This is a genomic window from Dolichospermum sp. UHCC 0352, from assembly GCF_009711925.1.
GTDB lineage: Bacteria > Cyanobacteriota > Cyanobacteriia > Cyanobacteriales > Nostocaceae > Dolichospermum > Dolichospermum lemmermannii.
In genome coordinates this window covers 1-17199 of the sequence record NZ_VIKY01000283.1, presented here as the reverse complement: position 1 = coordinate 17199, position 17199 = coordinate 1, and the positions used below count along the sequence as shown (strand labels likewise).

General features: G+C 38.0%; 19 protein-coding genes and 1 tRNA gene. 6 read left to right on the top strand and 14 right to left on the bottom strand.

Features of this window, described 5'->3' with window-relative positions; translation table 11 throughout:
* The first annotated feature begins 23 nt into the window (after nt 1-23).
* The 3 genes from FJR06_RS20535 (at nt 24) to FJR06_RS20525 (ending at nt 3919) form a co-directional block, all read left to right on the top strand.
* On the top strand, nt 24-782 hold the full coding sequence (locus FJR06_RS20535; protein WP_015078934.1) for an aspartate/glutamate racemase family protein: 759 nt from the start codon (nt 24-26) through the stop codon (nt 780-782).
* Between the two features lie 50 nt (nt 783-832).
* Nucleotides 833-1846 (top strand): hydroxyacid dehydrogenase, encoded by a 1014-nt coding sequence (locus tag FJR06_RS20530; RefSeq protein ID WP_015078933.1) that lies wholly within the window; start codon nt 833-835, stop codon nt 1844-1846.
* A 294-nt stretch (nt 1847-2140) separates the two neighbouring features.
* Nucleotides 2141-3919, top strand: coding sequence for an ABC transporter ATP-binding protein/permease (locus tag FJR06_RS20525; RefSeq protein WP_015078932.1), 1779 nt, complete (start codon nt 2141-2143; stop codon nt 3917-3919).
* Here FJR06_RS20525 and FJR06_RS20520 read toward each other — a convergent pair.
* The 7 genes from FJR06_RS20520 to hemC all read right to left on the bottom strand — a co-directional run bounded on the left by FJR06_RS20520 (nt 3892) and on the right by hemC (nt 8171).
* Entirely contained in the window at nt 3892-4248 is a 357-nt protein-coding gene (locus FJR06_RS20520; RefSeq protein ID WP_015078931.1) for a DUF6006 family protein, read from the bottom strand. The genes FJR06_RS20525 and FJR06_RS20520 overlap by 28 nt on opposite strands.
* A 404-nt stretch (nt 4249-4652) precedes the next feature.
* Nucleotides 4653-5117, bottom strand: a complete 465-nt coding sequence (locus FJR06_RS20515; protein WP_148763253.1) for an SMI1/KNR4 family protein — start codon at nt 5115-5117, stop codon at nt 4653-4655.
* Nucleotides 5118-5131: 14 nt separating this feature from the next.
* On the bottom strand, nt 5132-5197 hold the full coding sequence (locus FJR06_RS25000; protein ID WP_371724276.1) for a hypothetical protein: 66 nt from the start codon (nt 5195-5197) through the stop codon (nt 5132-5134).
* Nucleotides 5194-5523, bottom strand: a complete 330-nt coding sequence (locus FJR06_RS20505) for a hypothetical protein (RefSeq protein ID WP_168652168.1) — start codon at nt 5521-5523, stop codon at nt 5194-5196. Before FJR06_RS20505 ends, FJR06_RS25000 begins: the two co-directional genes overlap by 4 nt.
* 94 nt (nt 5524-5617) lie before the next feature.
* Nucleotides 5618-7057: a glycogen synthase GlgA gene (gene glgA, locus FJR06_RS20500; protein ID WP_168632658.1), complete on the bottom strand. Its 1440-nt coding sequence runs from the start codon at nt 7055-7057 to the stop codon at nt 5618-5620.
* Complete coding sequence (locus FJR06_RS24550; protein WP_015078928.1) at nt 7054-7194, bottom strand: hypothetical protein; 141 nt, start codon at nt 7192-7194, stop codon at nt 7054-7056. Before FJR06_RS24550 ends, glgA begins: the two co-directional genes overlap by 4 nt.
* 8 nt (nt 7195-7202) lie before the next feature.
* Complete coding sequence (gene hemC, locus FJR06_RS20490) at nt 7203-8171, bottom strand: hydroxymethylbilane synthase (RefSeq protein ID WP_041457699.1); 969 nt, start codon at nt 8169-8171, stop codon at nt 7203-7205.
* A 222-nt stretch (nt 8172-8393) separates the two neighbouring features.
* Between hemC and FJR06_RS20485 the strand changes: the two genes are divergently transcribed.
* A complete protein-coding gene (locus FJR06_RS20485) occupies nt 8394-9002 on the top strand; it encodes a Uma2 family endonuclease (RefSeq protein WP_168652167.1) in 609 nt (202 codons plus the stop codon).
* Here FJR06_RS20485 and FJR06_RS20480 read toward each other — a convergent pair.
* From FJR06_RS20480 to FJR06_RS20465, 4 genes are all read right to left on the bottom strand, one after another.
* Nucleotides 8999-9373, bottom strand: a complete 375-nt coding sequence (locus FJR06_RS20480; RefSeq protein ID WP_015078925.1) for a hypothetical protein — start codon at nt 9371-9373, stop codon at nt 8999-9001. The two genes, FJR06_RS20485 and FJR06_RS20480, sit on opposite strands and share 4 nt — an antisense overlap.
* 208 nt (nt 9374-9581) lie before the next feature.
* The gene (locus FJR06_RS20475; RefSeq protein ID WP_168652166.1) at nt 9582-10025 is read right to left on the bottom strand and encodes a CAAD domain-containing protein; all 444 of its coding nucleotides are present in this window, start codon (nt 10023-10025) and stop codon (nt 9582-9584) included.
* Complete coding sequence (locus FJR06_RS20470) at nt 10026-10418, bottom strand: GFA family protein (RefSeq protein WP_015078923.1); 393 nt, start codon at nt 10416-10418, stop codon at nt 10026-10028.
* Between the two features lie 81 nt (nt 10419-10499).
* Complete coding sequence (locus FJR06_RS20465; RefSeq protein WP_168652165.1) at nt 10500-11984, bottom strand: CIA30 family protein; 1485 nt, start codon at nt 11982-11984, stop codon at nt 10500-10502.
* Between the two features lie 326 nt (nt 11985-12310).
* Here FJR06_RS20465 and FJR06_RS20460 point away from each other — a divergent pair, with 326 nt between their 5' ends.
* The gene (locus tag FJR06_RS20460) at nt 12311-12811 is read left to right on the top strand and encodes a HugZ family protein (RefSeq protein WP_148763239.1); all 501 of its coding nucleotides are present in this window, start codon (nt 12311-12313) and stop codon (nt 12809-12811) included.
* Between the two features lie 2 nt (nt 12812-12813).
* Entirely contained in the window at nt 12814-13719 is a 906-nt protein-coding gene (locus tag FJR06_RS20455; protein WP_168652164.1) for an alpha/beta fold hydrolase, read from the top strand.
* A gap of 50 nt (nt 13720-13769) precedes the next feature.
* Here FJR06_RS20455 and FJR06_RS20450 read toward each other — a convergent pair whose 3' ends face one another.
* The 3 genes from FJR06_RS20450 to ispG all read right to left on the bottom strand — a co-directional run bounded on the left by FJR06_RS20450 (nt 13770) and on the right by ispG (nt 17028).
* A complete protein-coding gene (locus tag FJR06_RS20450) occupies nt 13770-15269 on the bottom strand; it encodes a family 10 glycosylhydrolase (protein ID WP_168652163.1) in 1500 nt (499 codons plus the stop codon).
* 157 nt (nt 15270-15426) lie between these two features.
* Nucleotides 15427-15500 (bottom strand) — tRNA-Pro (locus tag FJR06_RS20445).
* Between the two features lie 301 nt (nt 15501-15801).
* The gene (gene ispG / locus FJR06_RS20440; RefSeq protein WP_015078918.1) at nt 15802-17028 is read right to left on the bottom strand and encodes a (E)-4-hydroxy-3-methylbut-2-enyl-diphosphate synthase; all 1227 of its coding nucleotides are present in this window, start codon (nt 17026-17028) and stop codon (nt 15802-15804) included.
* Nucleotides 17029-17199 lie beyond the last annotated feature (171 nt).

The following is a 17199-nucleotide window of genomic DNA, read 5'->3' as shown; positions in this document are numbered from 1 at the left end:
AATTGCAAATTTGGAGAAAAACTATGAATAAAAAACTACCCGTGCTGGGAATTTTAGGCGGAATGGGGCCTGTAGTTACTATTGAATTTCTCAAAACTATTTATGAATACAACCAGTATATAGACAACGAACAAGAAGCACCCAACGTTATCGTTTTCTCACTTCCTGCTGCACCAGATCGCACGACTTCAGTGCATAGCGGAAATGAAAGAGAATTCATTGATTTTGTGCAAATACATTTAGAAAAACTGAATCAATTAGTAGACCGCATAGTGATTGGTTGTTGTACTGCTCATTATGCTTTGGCTCATCTACCAGAGCATCAGACTAATAAAGTAATCTCTTTAATTAAAATTGCTGATCAACAACTACAAGCACATGATGAACCTGCACTTTTACTTGCAGGTTCAGGTACTTACAAGAAAAAATTGTTTGAGCAAGGTTGTACTGCTGCAAATATGATTATTTCTCCAGATGAAAAAGATTATCACTTGATTCATGAGATGATTTTTAAAGTATTAAAACGAGGACAAAACCCCCTAATAATTCTTGAAGATGTTCAAAAACTGTTAGATAAATACAATACTCGTTCCTTTATTTCTGGTTGTACAGAATTTCATATTCTCGCCAAACATCTCAAGCTTAATAGAATTGATTCTATTCAAGCAATTGACCCTTTAACTACTATAGCTGAAACCTTTTTTCAGTTATTAGATTCATCCTCATCTAATTCTCTTTTGCTGACAAAAACAATGAAATTATCTCAGCAATTTCATTCATAAAATCTTGAGTCTAAAGCATCTTTGTATCAAACAAATTAAGGTTAATTAACATGACAATTATTTACCCCCCCAAAAATTTCCCAAGCAAGACTAAAAATCATAAAGTTCTTTTAATTGGTAAAATGTATGATGAGATAGGTGAAAAACTGCTCGCAGAATACACTAATGTCGAGATTATCAAAGAACCAAAGCAGCATCAAATCCATGAAGCTATTCAAGATGTATCTGGCGTATTTGTCCGTTATCCTACTAAATTAGATGCCCAAGCAATTGGATTGGCAAAAAATTTAAAAGTTATTAGTACTTCTGGATTTGGAACTGATGCAATTGATATTGCTGCTGCAACAAAACGGGGAATTGTGGTAGTTAATAATCCTGGCTTGTCAACAACGGCTGTGACAGAACACACACTTTCCATGATTTTAGCACTTGCTAAAAAACTAACTTTTCTCAATCAATGTGTCAAAGCAGGAAACTACTTAATTCGTAATCAGGTACAACCCATTCAATTAGAAGGAAAAACTCTTGGTATTGTTGGTTTGGGAAGGATTGGTAGTGCTGTTGCGAAAATTTGTAGTACAGCATTGCAGATGCGAGTTTTAGCATACGATCCTTATGTTCCAAGCGGTAAAGCAGACACCGTCAGAGCAACTTTAGTACAAGATTTAGACTACCTACTTACTGAATCTGACTTTGTATCTTTGCATCCTGAGCTAACTGATGAGACTTGTGAAATGTTCGATCTAGAAGCTTTTAAGAAAATGAAGCCTTCTGCTTTTCTAATCAATACATCTCGTGGAAAAGTAGTTCGCCAACCAGATTTAGTTACAGCTATACGCGAAAAATTAATAGCAGGAGCTGCAATCGATGTGTTTGAGCCAGAACCTCCAGCTATTAATAATCCTTTATATGAGTTTGACAATGTAATTTTCTCACCTCATCTAGCTGGAGTTACACCTGAAGCTGGTATGGCTGCTGCACTTTCCGCAGCTAACCAAATATTGCAAGTGCTTCAGGGCGAGAAGCCACCTTACATCATCAATCCTAAAGTTTGGAATTCATAATTTTTTAGGTTCTTCGGTACTTTTTATGGAGAACCTAGTTCAGAATCCTTGAAAACCTTATTGTGTCGGCATTTCATTCAAAATATGGGCATTATAGTTTATAACCCTTGTCCCGTAACCCCGTAAGGGTTTTGTGATAATCAATCCTCAACCACCATAAAACAAACGCAAGAGCCATAAATATCAATATTAATAATGTATTTTTCTTATTTGATAGCTATACCTTATGAAATATAAAACAAAGTTTCATAATAATTTATAATAGTAAAATATTATTTTTGCAAGATGTATAATATGCAAAATCAAGTTATTTATAATCAAGCTTCAAAAAATACTGCTTTCCTTGCTAATTTTACTCAGTTTTGGGTGGCTGTAAAAGCGATCGCCGCCCCTTACTGGTTTCCAACAGAGCCAGGTGTAAGAGCATTTTCAGATGTGATTCAGGCATGGGGAATGCTTGTTCTCCTCATTTTATTAATAATTGGGCTTGTGGGCATAACTGCCTTTAATAGCTTTGTTGATCGCTATTTAGTCGATGTTATTGTTCAAGATAAAGATATTTCTAAATTTGTTAAGACGTTAGCACTTTACGCCTTTGGGCTGCTCTTAATCACCCTCTTAACAGGATTTTCTAAATTTGTCAGAAAAAAAATTGCCCTTGATTGGTATCAATGGCTCAACAAGCAGATTTTAGAAAAATATTTTAGCAATCGTGCCTATTATAAAATCAATTTTAGCTCCGATATCGATAACCCAGACCAACGTCTATCTCAAGAAATCGAACCTATTGCCAGGACTGCTCTAAATTTTTCTGCTACTTTGTTGGAAAAAGTCCTGGAAATGACAACTTTTTTAATAATTCTTTGGTCAATTTCCAAACTAGTAGTAGCAATTCTACTTACTTATACTATTATAGGTAATCTGATTGCTGCTTATATGAGTCAAGAATTAGATAAGATTACGCAAGAGGAACTTGAATCTAAAGCAAGCTACAACTACAGCCTAACTCATGTTCGGAATCATGCTGAATCTATAGCTTTTTTCCAAGGAGAAAGCCAAGAATTAAATATAATTGAGCGCAGATTTAATACTCTCTTGAAAAATTCTGAAAGTAAAATTAATTGGGAAAAAAATAAAGACATTTTTAATAGAGGATATCGATCTGTAATCCAATTGTTTCCGTTTTTAATATTTGCACCTGCCTATATTCGAGGTGAAATTGATTTTGGACAAGTTAACCAAGCAGTTATAGCTTGCAGTATGTTTGCTAATGGTCTGGCAACATTAATTGATGAATTTGGAACTTCTGGAAGATTTTCCAGTTATGTTGAGCGTTTAGCTTATTTCTCGGATGCTTTAGAAGTTGTTACCAAACAACCTGAGAATGTCAGCACTATTAAAACCATAGAAGAAAATCGTCTGGCTTTTGAGGATGTTACCTTACAAACGCCTAACTATGAGCAGGTAATCGTTGAAGACTTATCATTGTCTGTTCAACCGGGAGAAGGTTTATTGATTGTCGGCCCTAGTGGTCGCGGTAAAAGTTCACTATTGCGCGCGATCGCCGGTTTGTGGAATGCAGGAACTGGCCGTTTAGTGCGACCTTCTCTAAAAGACCTGTTGTTTTTACCCCAACGTCCTTACATTATTTTAGGAACTTTGCGCGAACAGTTGCTTTATCCTAATAGAAATCGTCAGATGACCGATGCAGAACTCAAAGAACTATTGCAAAAAGTGAACCTGCAAAACTTGCTCAGTCGAATTGATAGTTTTGATACTGAGCTGCCTTGGGAAAACATATTATCACTAGGAGAACAACAACGCCTGGCTTTTGCACGCCTATTAGTGACTCATCCTAGCTTTACTATCTTAGACGAAGCGACCAGCGCTTTGGATTTGAAGAATGAAGAGAATTTATATCAACAGTTACAAGAGACGAAAACAACATTTATTAGTGTTGGACATAGAGAAAGTCTATTTGATTATCATCAATGGGTTCTGGAACTTTCACAAAACTCTAGTTGGCAACTTCTGACTGTCAAAGATTATCGAAATAAAAAAAATAGTTTATAACCCACATTCCGCCTGACGGGATGACGAATTGAGAGAGATGTGGAATTTGCAGAACGTTTTGCGAGCGGAACCCATGCACTACCATTATCACTGAACCGTCCTACAACCTTAACACCTGATGTTGTGCTACAAACATCACCATTACAACTAGTTTGAGGGTCATCAACTACAAGCCACTGCATTTTGGCATTACGACCATCAATATTACAATCCCATAAACCAAAATACCACTGATTTGCTACCTGTGAGGCATTAATTGTCCTGGAATTCAATAATATTCCCGAAGGAATCAGCATTAAACCGAACAAACATTTTTGGAGTAATTTCATAAGTTTAGGTAATTAAATACAGCGGTTTCCGCTCTTATGAGGTACAAAGTTGAATCATGAAACTCTTGTAGTGCGGGCATACTATGGCTAACGCCACGCTGCGCTATCGACAAGCTCAGTACAAGTCTTGCCCGCTAGATATGTACCTCATAACACCGGGAAGTGCTGTAGAAATAGTTTTACAAAACCGATAATACCGAAGATGCCGACAAGTTAAATCTCCATTAAAGGTTATTTTGCTAATTCTATACTATCGTTTATTAAAAATGGGCATGATTTTCAATTCAGTGTGAGAAATATAGCGTTTTCTAGTCTAATGAGGTACAAAATTATCTGTGTCTATCTGCGTTTATCTGCGTTTAATTCTGACTTCTTGTACCTCACTTGCATGGGAATTGCTATATCTAATTCGCTATCAGCATCAAAGACTTTAAATAAAGATTGATTTCCACAGATAGAAATTCACTAAACTGATCATGACTTTTGACAAAATAAGGCTGTTCTTGTCCTTCACAATATGAATAAGTTGGTGGGTTATCACCTTCTGAAAGTCTGAAAAAGCTGAACTGATATCCCTGGTGCATGAAAAATACAAAAGCATCCTCCGGTAAAGTTTGAGGAAAATCATTTTCTACTAAAAGCTGTTTAGCCCATTCTTGAATTTGTGGCAAATGCTGATAAAAGCAATCTGAACCACGTAAAAACTTACCTGCCCCATGCCCCATTATCTTCAAAAAGTCTTTGTAAGTGCTGGGCAGATTAATACCTTGTTGTCGTTCAAGTTGAATTATTTCTAAATCTGAACATGGGGAAAGATGATTCTCATGAAAAATAAGATTAAGTGGTGCGGGTAAATTGCAAATTGACATTTATACCGACTCCTTTATGCAATGTTTCCGTGATGTACATTTAGCTGAATGTTCGGGAAAGTTTGCCTAAACTGCTTCATGACATACTCACACGAATCACATGGCTCTTTGAAGTAAATAATTCAATTTTACCCTTTACTTCTCTATTATTTGTATATTTTTCGGCGATCGCTTCTAATATTTTGTACTCTGAGTCTAAGTCTCTTCGGTGTCCAGCAATGTCAAAGGTTTGAAACATCGGTTGACTGGGTAAACCAACCGCTCCTTCTCGCAACAGCTTACCACTAAAAGCAAATGGCTCAGAAAACGTCTCATCTACCCATACTCTAGCAATAGCAACATTTCGAGCTGGTGCTGGCACGTTACAAATTTTGCGAATTTCTGCGACGCGCTCTAGCCAATCCATCTTTTTTTAATTCTATACTATCGTGTATTAAAAAGGGGTATTCCAGATAAATACCCCATCAATATTGTCTAAAATTCCAACTTCCTAAAATACCTTAAACTGATTTTTGTATTGGTTCTAGTGCTGGTATTGGTTCTGCTATTACTTCCGGTTCTGGATCTGGTAAACCATAGATAGAACGATAAAGTTTATCGTACTCTTTAGCGGATTCATACCAACTGAAGTTTTCACTCATCCCCCGTTTTTGTAATTCTTGCCATTGAGGTTTGAAACGGAAACCTTCCCAAGCGCGAATCATACAGGTAAATAAGTCCAGAGGTTCATAGCGGTCAAAGCAATAACCTGTACCTGCTTCATTGACTGGATCAAAGTGGCTGACAGTATCAACCAATCCCCCTGTCCGACGAACAATAGGCACAGAACCATAACGCAAAGCCATCATTTGGCTGATTCCGCAGGGTTCAAAGCGGCTAGGCATTAAGAAGGCATCTGTACCCGCGTAAATACGGCGGGAAAGGGCATCATTATACAGCAGGTAAGTGGCCATGCGTCCTGGATAGCGGGATGCGAGTTGCCACATTTGGGTTTCATAATAGCGATCGCCTGTTCCCAACAAGACAAACTGAGCATCTGTATAAGCCATGAAACGGTCAAGGATTTGTAATACTAAATCCATCCCTTTTTGTTCTACCAACCTTGTCACCATGCCGATGAGAAAGGCATTAGAATTAACTTCTAAACCTACTTCTTCTTGCAGAGCTATTTTATTAGCTTTGCGTTGATCAAGGGTATCTATGGTAAAGGTTTGGTTAATGTATTTATCATTGGCAGGATCATAAATTTCCGTATCTATGCCGTTGATTATTCCTGATAATTTGCCGCCAATAAAAGATAATAACCCTTCTATTTGTTCACCATAGGCAGGTGTTTTGATTTGCTCCGCATAGGTAGGAGAAACTGTATTTACCTTATTGGCAAACTGGACTGCGGCTGCCATTGTATTGTGTCCTTGCATATACCAGGGACACCAAGTAATTTTCTCTAAATACCACCGCCAAGGACCCTGATAAGCGAGGTTGTGAATGGTGAATACACTGGTAATATCTGGAGATTGATTCAACCACACAGGTAACATTCCTGTGTGCCAATCATGACAATGGACAATTTCCGGTTTCCAGTAATTCCAGCAAAATTCCGCCGCCCCATTGGAAAATAAAGTAAATCTCCAATCTTCATCTTCCCCACCATAAACCCGCCGAGGTGAAAAAGATGGATGTTGAAATAAATACAAAGGAACATCAGTTCCAGGCAGTACACTTTCGTAAACTGCAAACTCCTGGAACATGGCTGCTCCCTTCCAAATGGGTTCTTTGGGAACTGGCATTTTGTCGGGTACAAAGCCATAGTAAGGCATGAAAATCCGCACATCATGACCCATTGCTCTCAAGACCTTGGGTAATGCACCGACAACATCCCCCATACCGCCAACTTTGGCAATGGGAGCAGCTTCCGCTGCTACAAATAAAATTCTCATGGTAATTGGTAATTGGTAATTGGTAATTGGTAATTGGTAATTGGTAATTGGTGATTGGTAATTGGTAATTGGTAATTGGTGATTGGGTAATTAAACTCTCTTCTCTTGGCTGTTACCTGTAACCTGTCACCTGTCACCTATTACCCTATGATCCTCGTTGAATCTCGGTGAAGATTTTTTCTAAGATTTCTGTAGCGCCTTGTTCCCTGAGAATACTGGCTAGTTGTGCGCCTAATTTTTCAGCATCAGCAGCCGTACCGGTGACGGTATCTTTAACTATTTGTTGACCATCAACGCTGGCAACCAGACCTTTTAGAGTTAATTCGTCACCATTAATTACCGTATTTACACCAATGGGAACTTGACAACCACCTTCTAAAACTCGTAAAAATGATCTTTCTGCTAAACAGCGATCGCGTGTTTGCGGGTGTTCAATCGCTTTCAGTAAGCTAATTACCTCCGTATCATCTGCCCGGCATTCTATTCCTAAAGCGCCTTGTCCAACGGCATGGAGGGAGATTTCAGGAGTCAGAACTTGATGGATGCGATCGCTCATTTCCAATCTTTCTAAACCAGCTACTGCTAAAATTAAAGCATCATACTCACCAGCATCCAGTTTTGCCATGCGTGTGATCAAGTTTCCCCGCACATCTTTGAAGGTAAAATCAGGGAACTTATGGCGTAACTGTGCCAAACGTCGCAGGGAAGAAGTCCCAATTACCGCATTTGCGGGTAAAGTCTCGATTTGCAGACCTTTATGCTTTTCATGCAATACCACCGCGTCTGCGGGGTTTTCCCGTTCTGTAATCGCTGCCAGTGTCAACCCTTCTGGTAGATTGGTGGGAAGATCCTTGAGAGAATGCACAGCAAAATCAATCTCTTTATTGATCATGCCCAATTCCAGTTCCTTGGTAAATAGTCCTTTATCGCCAATTTTAGCCAATGCTACATCCAGGATTTTGTCCCCTTGGGTAGACATGGTATGGACTTCAAAAGTAATGTGGGGAAAGCTTTTCTGGAGTTCCGCTTGTACCCAGTATGTTTGAACTAGAGCTAGTTGGCTTTTACGTGAACCAATACGAATAACGCGTGCAGGACTGGAAACTGAAGTCATAAAACTATTTGTCAAACCAGGCGATAAATTAACATTTATCTAGACTACCGCAGGGAGTGACGTACCGGATTAGATTAACCTAATTCTGTGAAGATTTTATTTGCTAGTAGCTTTACATTTATTTACAATTTTTGAAATATATCCTTGACTTCTCAGAGAAGTCGGGGATCTGGAAATTAGAATATAATCAAGTTAGCAATAATTCGGTTTTAAGGAAATTATATGCTTTTACTTTCAGAATTATCTGAACTATTACAAGCCGAAGATCCAGAAGAACGGCAAACTATCAGTGGTGTTAATTGGAAAAATTATGAAGCTTTACTCAATGATTTGGGTGACAGTTTACAATATAGAGTTACATATTTAGATGGAGTCATAGAATTAATGTCACCAAGTCGCCGTCATGAAATTCGCAAAACAATTATTGGATCTTTGCTGGAAATTTACTTTCAAGAAAAACGCATTCGCTATTTTCCCCTTGGTTCTACCACCTTCCGTAAACAAGGGAAAAGAGGAGGAGTAGAACCAGATGAATCCTACTGTCTAGGCATAGAAAAAGAAGTTCCTGATCTTGCCATTGAAGTCGTAGTCACCAGTGGGGGAATTGATAAATTAGAAGTTTACAAAAGATTAGGTGTAGCAGAAGTTTGGTTTTTTCAAAACAATCAATTTGCCGTTTATCATCTGCGCGGTGAAAGTTATGAATTGGTGGCAACAAGTGAATTATTGCCAAACTTAGATTTGTCAATTTTGGCGCAATATGTAGTGGCAGATGACCCTTTAGATGCGGCTTTAGGATTTCGGGAGAAAATCAAAGAAATGGTAAATTAGATCATTCCTGGTCCTTTACCTCTTTTATCAAAATCCTCTGTTAATAAACCTGTTTTATCTGCATTTACTTCTCGCAATTCCTGTATTCGTTCAGCTTTTTCTTGTTCTGCTATTTCCCGCGCATCACCAGGAACTTCATAATACATTTCCGGTTCAACTGGATAATTATTCAATAGCCCCTCTTTATCCACAGTATAACCGTCCGTTGTCCGAATACTGTAAATATCAGTTTGGTCATCAGTGGCAGCACTGGCAAGATCCTCTTCCGTCGGCAAGTGTTTATAATTTACTCCCTCTCGTTTCATTCGTGCTGCTGTTTCGGCGGGAATTATGCCTCTATCATAAGTATCTGCGGTAATCTTCTCATTCATACAATTAACCCCTTGTACTTTTCTAGGATTACCAGGACTAGCTTAGAATTTTCTAGCAGATAAATACACTATCTTAGGATATAATTAATAAAAATACTTTGATTAAAATTCTCTATCTATAGATATATTTGACATCCTCCATGACAAAATAAAAAAATGTAAGCTAGTCTAGAACTAACCTACATTTTATTAGCTTGATAAAAAATCTTTATCCTAAAGATTGTTGTTTGAAAGAGTTAAATTTCTGGGATAATTCTTGCCGAGACTCAAATTTGAGGAGATAACGGAAAGCAAACCAGATAAAGTAAAATACGCCAATCAACTCGAAAATCGGTTGTAGCAAAGGTACACCATTCACAGCGTCTAGTAATGCGATCGCTACCTTAACTGTGACCAAAGCTGATAAAATTAAAACTAGGGTGATTAAACCCTGTTTATTGTTGTTAAAAATACTGCCTAAATACTCTGGCAGTTGATTTAAGAATTCAAGAATTTGTCTACTAATTTGCTGCCATTGGGATTCAGATTCTTTAGCAGCAGGTAATTTTGGTAAACTGCGATTGTCTTCACCGGAAAAAGATAAACTATCTTGTGGTGAAGAATAATTTCCTTGTTCTGTTTGCTGTGCTTGAGTTTCCATCATAGTTATCATTTAACCTCTTTGTAACTTATCAATATTTTCTTCCCAATTTACACCATCAAAAGGCACAATTTCAAAATTGCCAATTATATTTCCGTCTAAACACCGCACATTAACATCAATACAATCAGGGTGACTACGGGGAATATAAAAGGAATGAATCCCACAAATACTGCAAAACTTATGTTGTGCTACTTCCGTATTAAATTTATAAGTTTTTAAGACATCTTCCCCTTGTAGCAAAGTAAACTTTTCTTGGGGAACAATCAAATGCAAAAATCCTTTTTTAGCACAAATTGAACAATTACAATCATCAACTTTGTGATTATTAACTACTACCCGAAACCGCACCGTACCACAATGACAACCACCCTCATACGTAACATATTTATCTTTACTTGACATTAAGTTCCTCCAGTTGATTAACTCTAATTGTAGGTTGGGTTGACAAAGGAAACCCAACAAATTCACTAATTATTTAAAGTTCTATTTATCAACTTGCAAAGAAGAAAATAACCGTTTCCAATCTAAATCATTAGCAATTACTTCACTTTCCTTAACCTCAAAAGTGAGATTACTGGCTTTTGGTTCTTTAATTGCTTGTACACAAATTTCCGCAACATCATCACGGCTAATTTTCCCTCTAATATTATCACCTTGTTCAAAGATTAATTCCTTCCCTCCTGCTGTTTCCGTCAAAGCACAAGGTCGAATAATTGTATAAGGAATTCCACTAGCTTTGACACTTTCTTCTCCTCGCAATTTCCAAGTTAAAATTCCTCCCAATTGGTCATTTAACCTTACCGCTGGAGGTTCTTCATCTAAATTAATTCCTGGTCTTCCTGGACGAGTTACCCCAGCAGAACTGATTAATACAAATTGAGGTAAAGTTTCCCCACCATAGGCTTGAATTGAGGCAACTTCCAGCGCAAAAATCCCCGGATTAAAAGCAGGATTTAAAGCACCATCATATTCAAACTTACTCAACATTAATTGCAAAGAACAAACTTTACTAACGTCCATTGGTGGACAATCTTTAACAATTTTGGCACGAAATACCGGAACTAAATCTGTAAAAGGAATCTGAATATCTAGCCAATTATTAGCAACAGTATCAAAAGAATAACTATAACCAACACCGTCCCAAGTTGATTCTGTGCGGATAAATATTTTATAACGTTGACCGTCACCTTTAACCCGCAATTTCACACCTTGATAACCAGATAAATCAACTAATGGTGAAAAATTCTTAGTCCTTACTGAAGCAAAACCCCCAGAATTAGCAGTTGAAACATTACCTGTGAATACTGCTGTATTTTCCCTAATTTGAAAACTACTGGAACTGACACCACCCATAACCACATCATCTAAAGCACCCCAGATATTTTTGATTTCATCTGATGGTTTAGTAAAATCAAATATCGGTTTTTCACCCACAGAAACTAGATACTTTCCAGCGGCTGCAACTAAATTTTTCACACCTTGATATTCAACATTTTCTGGTGTATCTCCCACAATTTCCGGGAGATAGAATTTCACCCCTTGATTATATTTTGCCCTATCTGGTGTATCTCCCTCCACAGGTTGAACACGCACCGACGTACAACAAATTACAGCTTGAATATTAGCCATAACTAGACTTGTCAAAGTCTCTGATTTCGTAATATCCCCAACTACCAAATCAATATCATCACCCAGAATTGTCCGCGCTTTTGCAATATCTCGAACTAAACAACGGACATTATAGCCTTGTGCTATCAATTTTTTGACAACTCGTTTACCCACACCACCCGTCGCCCCAGCTACCAGAATTACAGCCATATTTCCTCCTGCTTTTGATATATCTTGATGATCTTTTGGACTACCTTGAAAGAGTTTCTCTATCCAGTTAAGAACCGGAAATACTTCAAAGTAAGTTAGGGTTTTGATAAACCTGCATAAATCCCATTGAGAACGATCATTGTTACTCATAGTTACGATTTAATCATGTTATTTTAGTCTTATTGTATCAACTTTCGAGTATATAGTAGATAAAATATCAACTCCTGGATATAATTCATTTTCCTCTTTCTCTGCGCTCTCTGTGCCTCTGTGGTTGGTTAAAAAGAATATTCTTTAAACTCAAATAGTATTGCTATACAGCCTTTTTGATGTAACTTCAGAAATATCTCGTCTGCGGTTTAAAGGTAATTTATCTAACCACAGAGGCACAGAGGACACAGAGAGAAGAGGTTAAGGAGGAATTTTTATTGTTCTTAAAAATGGTATTATAATTTTTATAAATTAGGATAATTGCGATGAATCAATCTGAAAAAGCCCAAGCTGAATATGAGAAATTTCCCACAGAATTTACTAGCATTATCATTAGTACAGTAAATAAACAAGGAACTCCTAATGCTAGTTATGCTCCTTTTATTATGGACGATGATAAAAATATCTATATTTATGTAAGTGGACTAGCTACTCACACCCAAAATATTCAAAATCATCCTTTTGTGAGTGTTTTATTTATTGACGACGAAGTTAAAACTCAACAAATTTTTGCCCGTCGGCGGTTAAATTTTGATTGTACCGCAAATTTGATAGCCAGGGAAACAGAGAAATGGCAGGAAGTTGTTGATAAATTTGAAATTCGTTTTGGAGAATTGATTACGACATTACGCAGTTTACCCGATTTTCGGATTTTGCAACTTACACCGAATACCGGACGTTTCGTCATTGGGTTTGGGGCTGCCTATAATATTAATAGTGATAATATCAATCAACTTGTACAAATTACCAAAGATTCACTTTCATAATTATGCTGCAATTTCAACCTCCTGGGTTTGGTAGTAAATTCATTCATACCTCTTTGGGGGCAATGGTTTACTATACCCAAATTAGCGCCCCTTGGGAAAATGCCAAAGATCAAGATTTACCACCATTATTATTCTTACATAATTTTGGTGGTGGTGCATCTGCTTATGAATGGTCGAAAATTTACCCGGCTTATGCGTCAACATATCGAATTTTAGCCCCAGATTTAATTGGGTGGGGAAAATCTGCTCACCCCGTGCGAGATTATCAAATTCAAGATTATTTAACGACGATTCTTGAGTTTATTACTCAAACCTGTAATCAACCTGTAACTGTAGTAGCATCTTCTTTAACAGCGGCTTTAACTATTCGTCTTGCTGTTACTTATCCAGACTTATTTAAAGCTTTGTTTTTAGTTTGTCCTTCCGGTTTTAACGATTTTGGAGAAGGTGCAGGAAGGAGATTACCACTTTCTTTAATTAATACACCGTTGGTAGATAATTTAATTTATGCTTTAGGTGCAGAAAATGAAATTGCAGTTAGGAACTTTTTACAAAGTTTTCTGTTTGCTAAACCAGAAAGAGTTACCCAAGAAATGGTATCAGCTTATTTAAGTTCTGCACAACAATATCAAGCCAAGTTTGCGGCTTTGTCCTTCTTACGCGGAAATCTTTATTTTGATTTGAGTTTATATATTCAGCAACTTCAAGTTCCAACTGTCATGTTGTGGGGAGAAAAAGCCCAATTTACAAATATGCAATTAGGACGACGGTTAGCAAATTTAAATCCTGGTGCAATTATAGGTTTTCACGAAATACCCGACACTGGAATTCTTCCCCATTTAGAAATACCAGCAGTTGTCATGGGAATATTGCAAAAATACAACAAAACTGGAGAATTAAAAATTTAAATTAAACTTAAAAGGGCAGGGTTTCCCCTCCCCTACTGAATTATAACGATTTAGCGAACATTACAAGATTTGCGTTCATTATCATCTTGAGGATATTGCCAAGAATAAGCAAAATGACTAACACCCTTAATTTGAGGAGATAATTGCCGGAGAGCTTGCATTTGCACTTCCAAAGATGGACGATTACTAATTGATTCTCCCCACTTACCAGCTAAAGCCGGAATCACTTTTGTCCCTGGTTGTGCCATCTTCAAAACCTGTCGAACTTGTGCCACAATGCAATCAACATTACCGCAATTTGCATAGGACATGGGATGCCATTGCAAGTTACTAGAAAACCTATCCCAAGGTTGCAAACGGGAATCATACCCTTGTCCTAAAGCTTGATTACCTTCGGGAAAAAATACCACTCCAGCGGGAATACCTTTTTGTTTAGCTGGGTAACTTGCTAAAGCCACAAAATCTAAGATACCTTGCATAGCATGAGCAACAGTGAATAACCATAAATCCAATTGCAAAACCCGCTGTTTTTCCGCTGGGGAAGGCAAAGATTTCTGTTTTTTTGGGGGAATGCGCCCCTCCCATAATGGTTCATCTTCTTGAGGATAGCGTTTATCAATTTCTGTTATATCACCAGCACTCACATATCCTCTGGTGAGAAAACGGCGAATTAATTCTAATCCTTTGGAATTTTTGGCGCGACGAAATAAGATTTCTTGGGTAGCAGGGGTAAATAGCCATAAATCATGAACTTTGGTAGCAATAGAATCATTACCAATCTGACGAGGATAGCGAACATAATCGAAGAGAATACCATCTGGACGACGGCGTATAACCTGTTGTATCATGCGGTAGTAATCGTTTTTAGCCTGAGTGTTGTAAGGATCAATGAAGACTTGAGAACTATCTTCTACTACGGATAAGCTGGTTTGATTTTTGCCATTACGAGCGATCGCATTTTGTCTATCTGCCCGTTGAGCATAAGTATAACCAAAGTTATTCGTAAACATCCAAGCATAAACTTTCAACCCGCGTTGTTGCCCTTTTTTAATTGCTAATGCCAATAAATCAAATTTTTCTGCACCAAGAATGCGAACCACAGCAGGCCAAACAGTTGGGTTAGCTGCGGCTGGTAATAGTACCCGGCCATCATAAAATACTTCTAAATAAACTTGGTTATAGCCTTGGTTGACAATGCGGTCCATAATTTGATCAACTACTCCCGGCTGGATATCGCAGGGATACAAGCGCAACCAAATAGCTTGAGTTTGTGGCCAAGTCTGACTACGACAGGTTTTTAATTCTTGTGTATGCTGTTTGAGTAATTTCTGATAGCGACTTTCTGCCTCTTTATTGCCTTTAAAAGCTAATAAACGTAATTTTTCTTTTTCTTGAGTTGCTTTTGATGATACCCGACAATCCTGTCCCTTTTGAGCAATAGCTGGTGCGGTAACTAAGTTGAGAATTAATAAGCAACTAGCAATAATTATAGTAAATACACCTTGCCAAGACAAAATTAGTCTTACAAATTTCCAGTTGTAATCAGACATATATAGCAATCAGTTTAAATTTGTAATAGCTTGCATGAAATAGCCTGCACTTAAAATATCCCCAGATTTGGAGAGACATACAACCATCAAAAGCAGTATTCCGCACAAACATTTACATTGAATGAGAAGAATGTGCCATGATTAAAGTTTCCATAAATCGGAACGTAGGGATTTGAACCCTAGACCTCCACTACCCCAAAGTGGCGCGCTACCAAGCTGCGCTACGTCCCGTAAGTGTGAACTTGAGATTTTAGACTTTTGGAGTGGGGATGATTCCAAAATTGTCCATCTAAAATTTATTAAGTCACTCTTGTTAATATATCACAAGACTAAAGAAAATAGCAAGGGGTTTTTTGAAAAAATTTTAGAATCCCTGATCTGAAGATTGCTGGCGTTCCGTTGAAGTTAGATCTTCATCTGCGATAAACCTTCTGCCTCCTGCAAAATTACTAATTTTCTATCTTTGGGTTATTCGCGGTCAGATAAAAAATTAAGTAATTCACCGGAGAGATAGAAGTAAAAATTTTATTAATTAAGGATCTACCCAACGTCCGTCGGCTTTAATCAGATTAATCAATTCCTCTACACCTTGGGCTTCTGGAACTTTTTTAATTTCATCCCGACCACGATATAAAGAAATATAACCAGGGTTTTTACCAACATATCCATAGTCAGCATCGGCCATTTCGCCAGGTCCATTCACAATACAACCCATCACAGCAATATCCAGACCTGTTAAATGTTTAGTAGCTTCCCGGACTACGTGCAGCACTTCCTCTAGGTTAAATAAAGTCCGTCCGCAAGAAGGACAAGCCACATATTCAACCATTGTTTTCCGCAAACCCAAAGCTTGCAGAATGCTGTAACAAACCGGAATTTCCTTTTCTGGTGCTTCTGTCAAAGAGACGCGGATTGTGTCACCAATACCGTCAGCCAATAATGTGGCAATACCCGCAGTAGATTTAATTCTGCCATATTCCCCGTCACCTGCTTCTGTTACGCCCAGGTGAAGAGGATAATCCATGCCTAAATCATCCATGCGTTTAGCCATAAGCCGATATGCAGCCACCATGACAGGAACTCGTGAGGCTTTCATGGAAATTACGACATTATGAAAATCCAAAGATTCACAAATGCGAATAAATTCTAAGGCAGATTCCACCATCCCTTCCGGGGTGTCACCATAGGTAAATAGCATTCTTTCCGCCAAAGAACCATGATTTACGCCAATTCGCATAGCTTTACCTTGATCACGCAAGGAAATTACCAGCGGTGCCAAGGTTTCGCGGATTTTTTCGCCAATTTCGTCAAATTCAGTTTTTGTATATTCGGTGCGGCTGGTATTTGCTTTCTCAAATATATACAAACCTGGATTAATTCGCACTTTTTCGATATGTTTGGCAACTTCCAAGGCGATTTTCATGCCATTGTGATGTACGTCGGCTACAATTGGCACATCACGGTAAGTTTGAATTAATTTTTGTTTAATTTCCGCCAGTGCTTTAGCGTGTCCAATACTAGGAACAGTGACGCGGACAATTTCGCAGCCTATTTCATGGAGACGACGAATGCCAGCGACAGAACCATCAATATCCAGAGTATCTTCATTAATCATTGACTGTACCACCACTGGATATCCTCCCCCAACGGTGACATCTCCCACTTGTACAGCGCGGGTTTTGCGGCGTTTGATGGTGGTATCAAAGGTTGGTTGACTAGATGTAGTGTTGGTAATTTCCAAAGTCGGCAGAGTTTGCATAATCTAAATAGGTAGATTTTCTGTAGCTAAAATATCAGATTGCCAGCGGTTATACTTCTCAGATTGCCACAATTTGGGGTATTTTAGGTGCTAAATTGAAAAGTAAATCAAAAAATAACCTAACAACTGACAACTGACAACTAACAACTGTACGGGCGAAGCATTTGGAGA

Excerpts from the sequence above, each read along its gene's own strand:
- FJR06_RS20535 (WP_015078934.1), top strand. The coding sequence starts at position 24 with ATGAATAAAAAACTACCCGTGCTGGGAATTTTAGGCGGAATGGGGCCT.
- FJR06_RS20530 (WP_015078933.1), top strand. The coding sequence starts at position 833 with ATGACAATTATTTACCCCCCCAAAAATTTCCCAAGCAAGACTAAAAAT.
- FJR06_RS20525 (WP_015078932.1), top strand. The coding sequence starts at position 2,141 with ATGCAAAATCAAGTTATTTATAATCAAGCTTCAAAAAATACTGCTTTC.
- FJR06_RS20520 (WP_015078931.1), bottom strand. The coding sequence starts at position 4,248 with ATGAAATTACTCCAAAAATGTTTGTTCGGTTTAATGCTGATTCCTTCG.
- FJR06_RS20515 (WP_148763253.1), bottom strand. The coding sequence starts at position 5,117 with ATGTCAATTTGCAATTTACCCGCACCACTTAATCTTATTTTTCATGAG.
- FJR06_RS20505 (WP_168652168.1), bottom strand. The coding sequence starts at position 5,523 with ATGGATTGGCTAGAGCGCGTCGCAGAAATTCGCAAAATTTGTAACGTG.
- glgA (WP_168632658.1), bottom strand. The coding sequence starts at position 7,057 with ATGAGAATTTTATTTGTAGCAGCGGAAGCTGCTCCCATTGCCAAAGTT.
- hemC (WP_041457699.1), bottom strand. The coding sequence starts at position 8,171 with ATGACTTCAGTTTCCAGTCCTGCACGCGTTATTCGTATTGGTTCACGT.
- FJR06_RS20485 (WP_168652167.1), top strand. The coding sequence starts at position 8,394 with ATGCTTTTACTTTCAGAATTATCTGAACTATTACAAGCCGAAGATCCA.
- FJR06_RS20480 (WP_015078925.1), bottom strand. The coding sequence starts at position 9,373 with ATGAATGAGAAGATTACCGCAGATACTTATGATAGAGGCATAATTCCC.
- FJR06_RS20475 (WP_168652166.1), bottom strand. The coding sequence starts at position 10,025 with ATGATAACTATGATGGAAACTCAAGCACAGCAAACAGAACAAGGAAAT.
- FJR06_RS20470 (WP_015078923.1), bottom strand. The coding sequence starts at position 10,418 with ATGTCAAGTAAAGATAAATATGTTACGTATGAGGGTGGTTGTCATTGT.
- FJR06_RS20465 (WP_168652165.1), bottom strand. The coding sequence starts at position 11,984 with ATGAGTAACAATGATCGTTCTCAATGGGATTTATGCAGGTTTATCAAA.
- FJR06_RS20460 (WP_148763239.1), top strand. The coding sequence starts at position 12,311 with ATGAATCAATCTGAAAAAGCCCAAGCTGAATATGAGAAATTTCCCACA.
- FJR06_RS20455 (WP_168652164.1), top strand. The coding sequence starts at position 12,814 with ATGCTGCAATTTCAACCTCCTGGGTTTGGTAGTAAATTCATTCATACC.
- FJR06_RS20450 (WP_168652163.1), bottom strand. The coding sequence starts at position 15,269 with ATGTCTGATTACAACTGGAAATTTGTAAGACTAATTTTGTCTTGGCAA.
- ispG (WP_015078918.1), bottom strand. The coding sequence starts at position 17,028 with ATGCAAACTCTGCCGACTTTGGAAATTACCAACACTACATCTAGTCAA.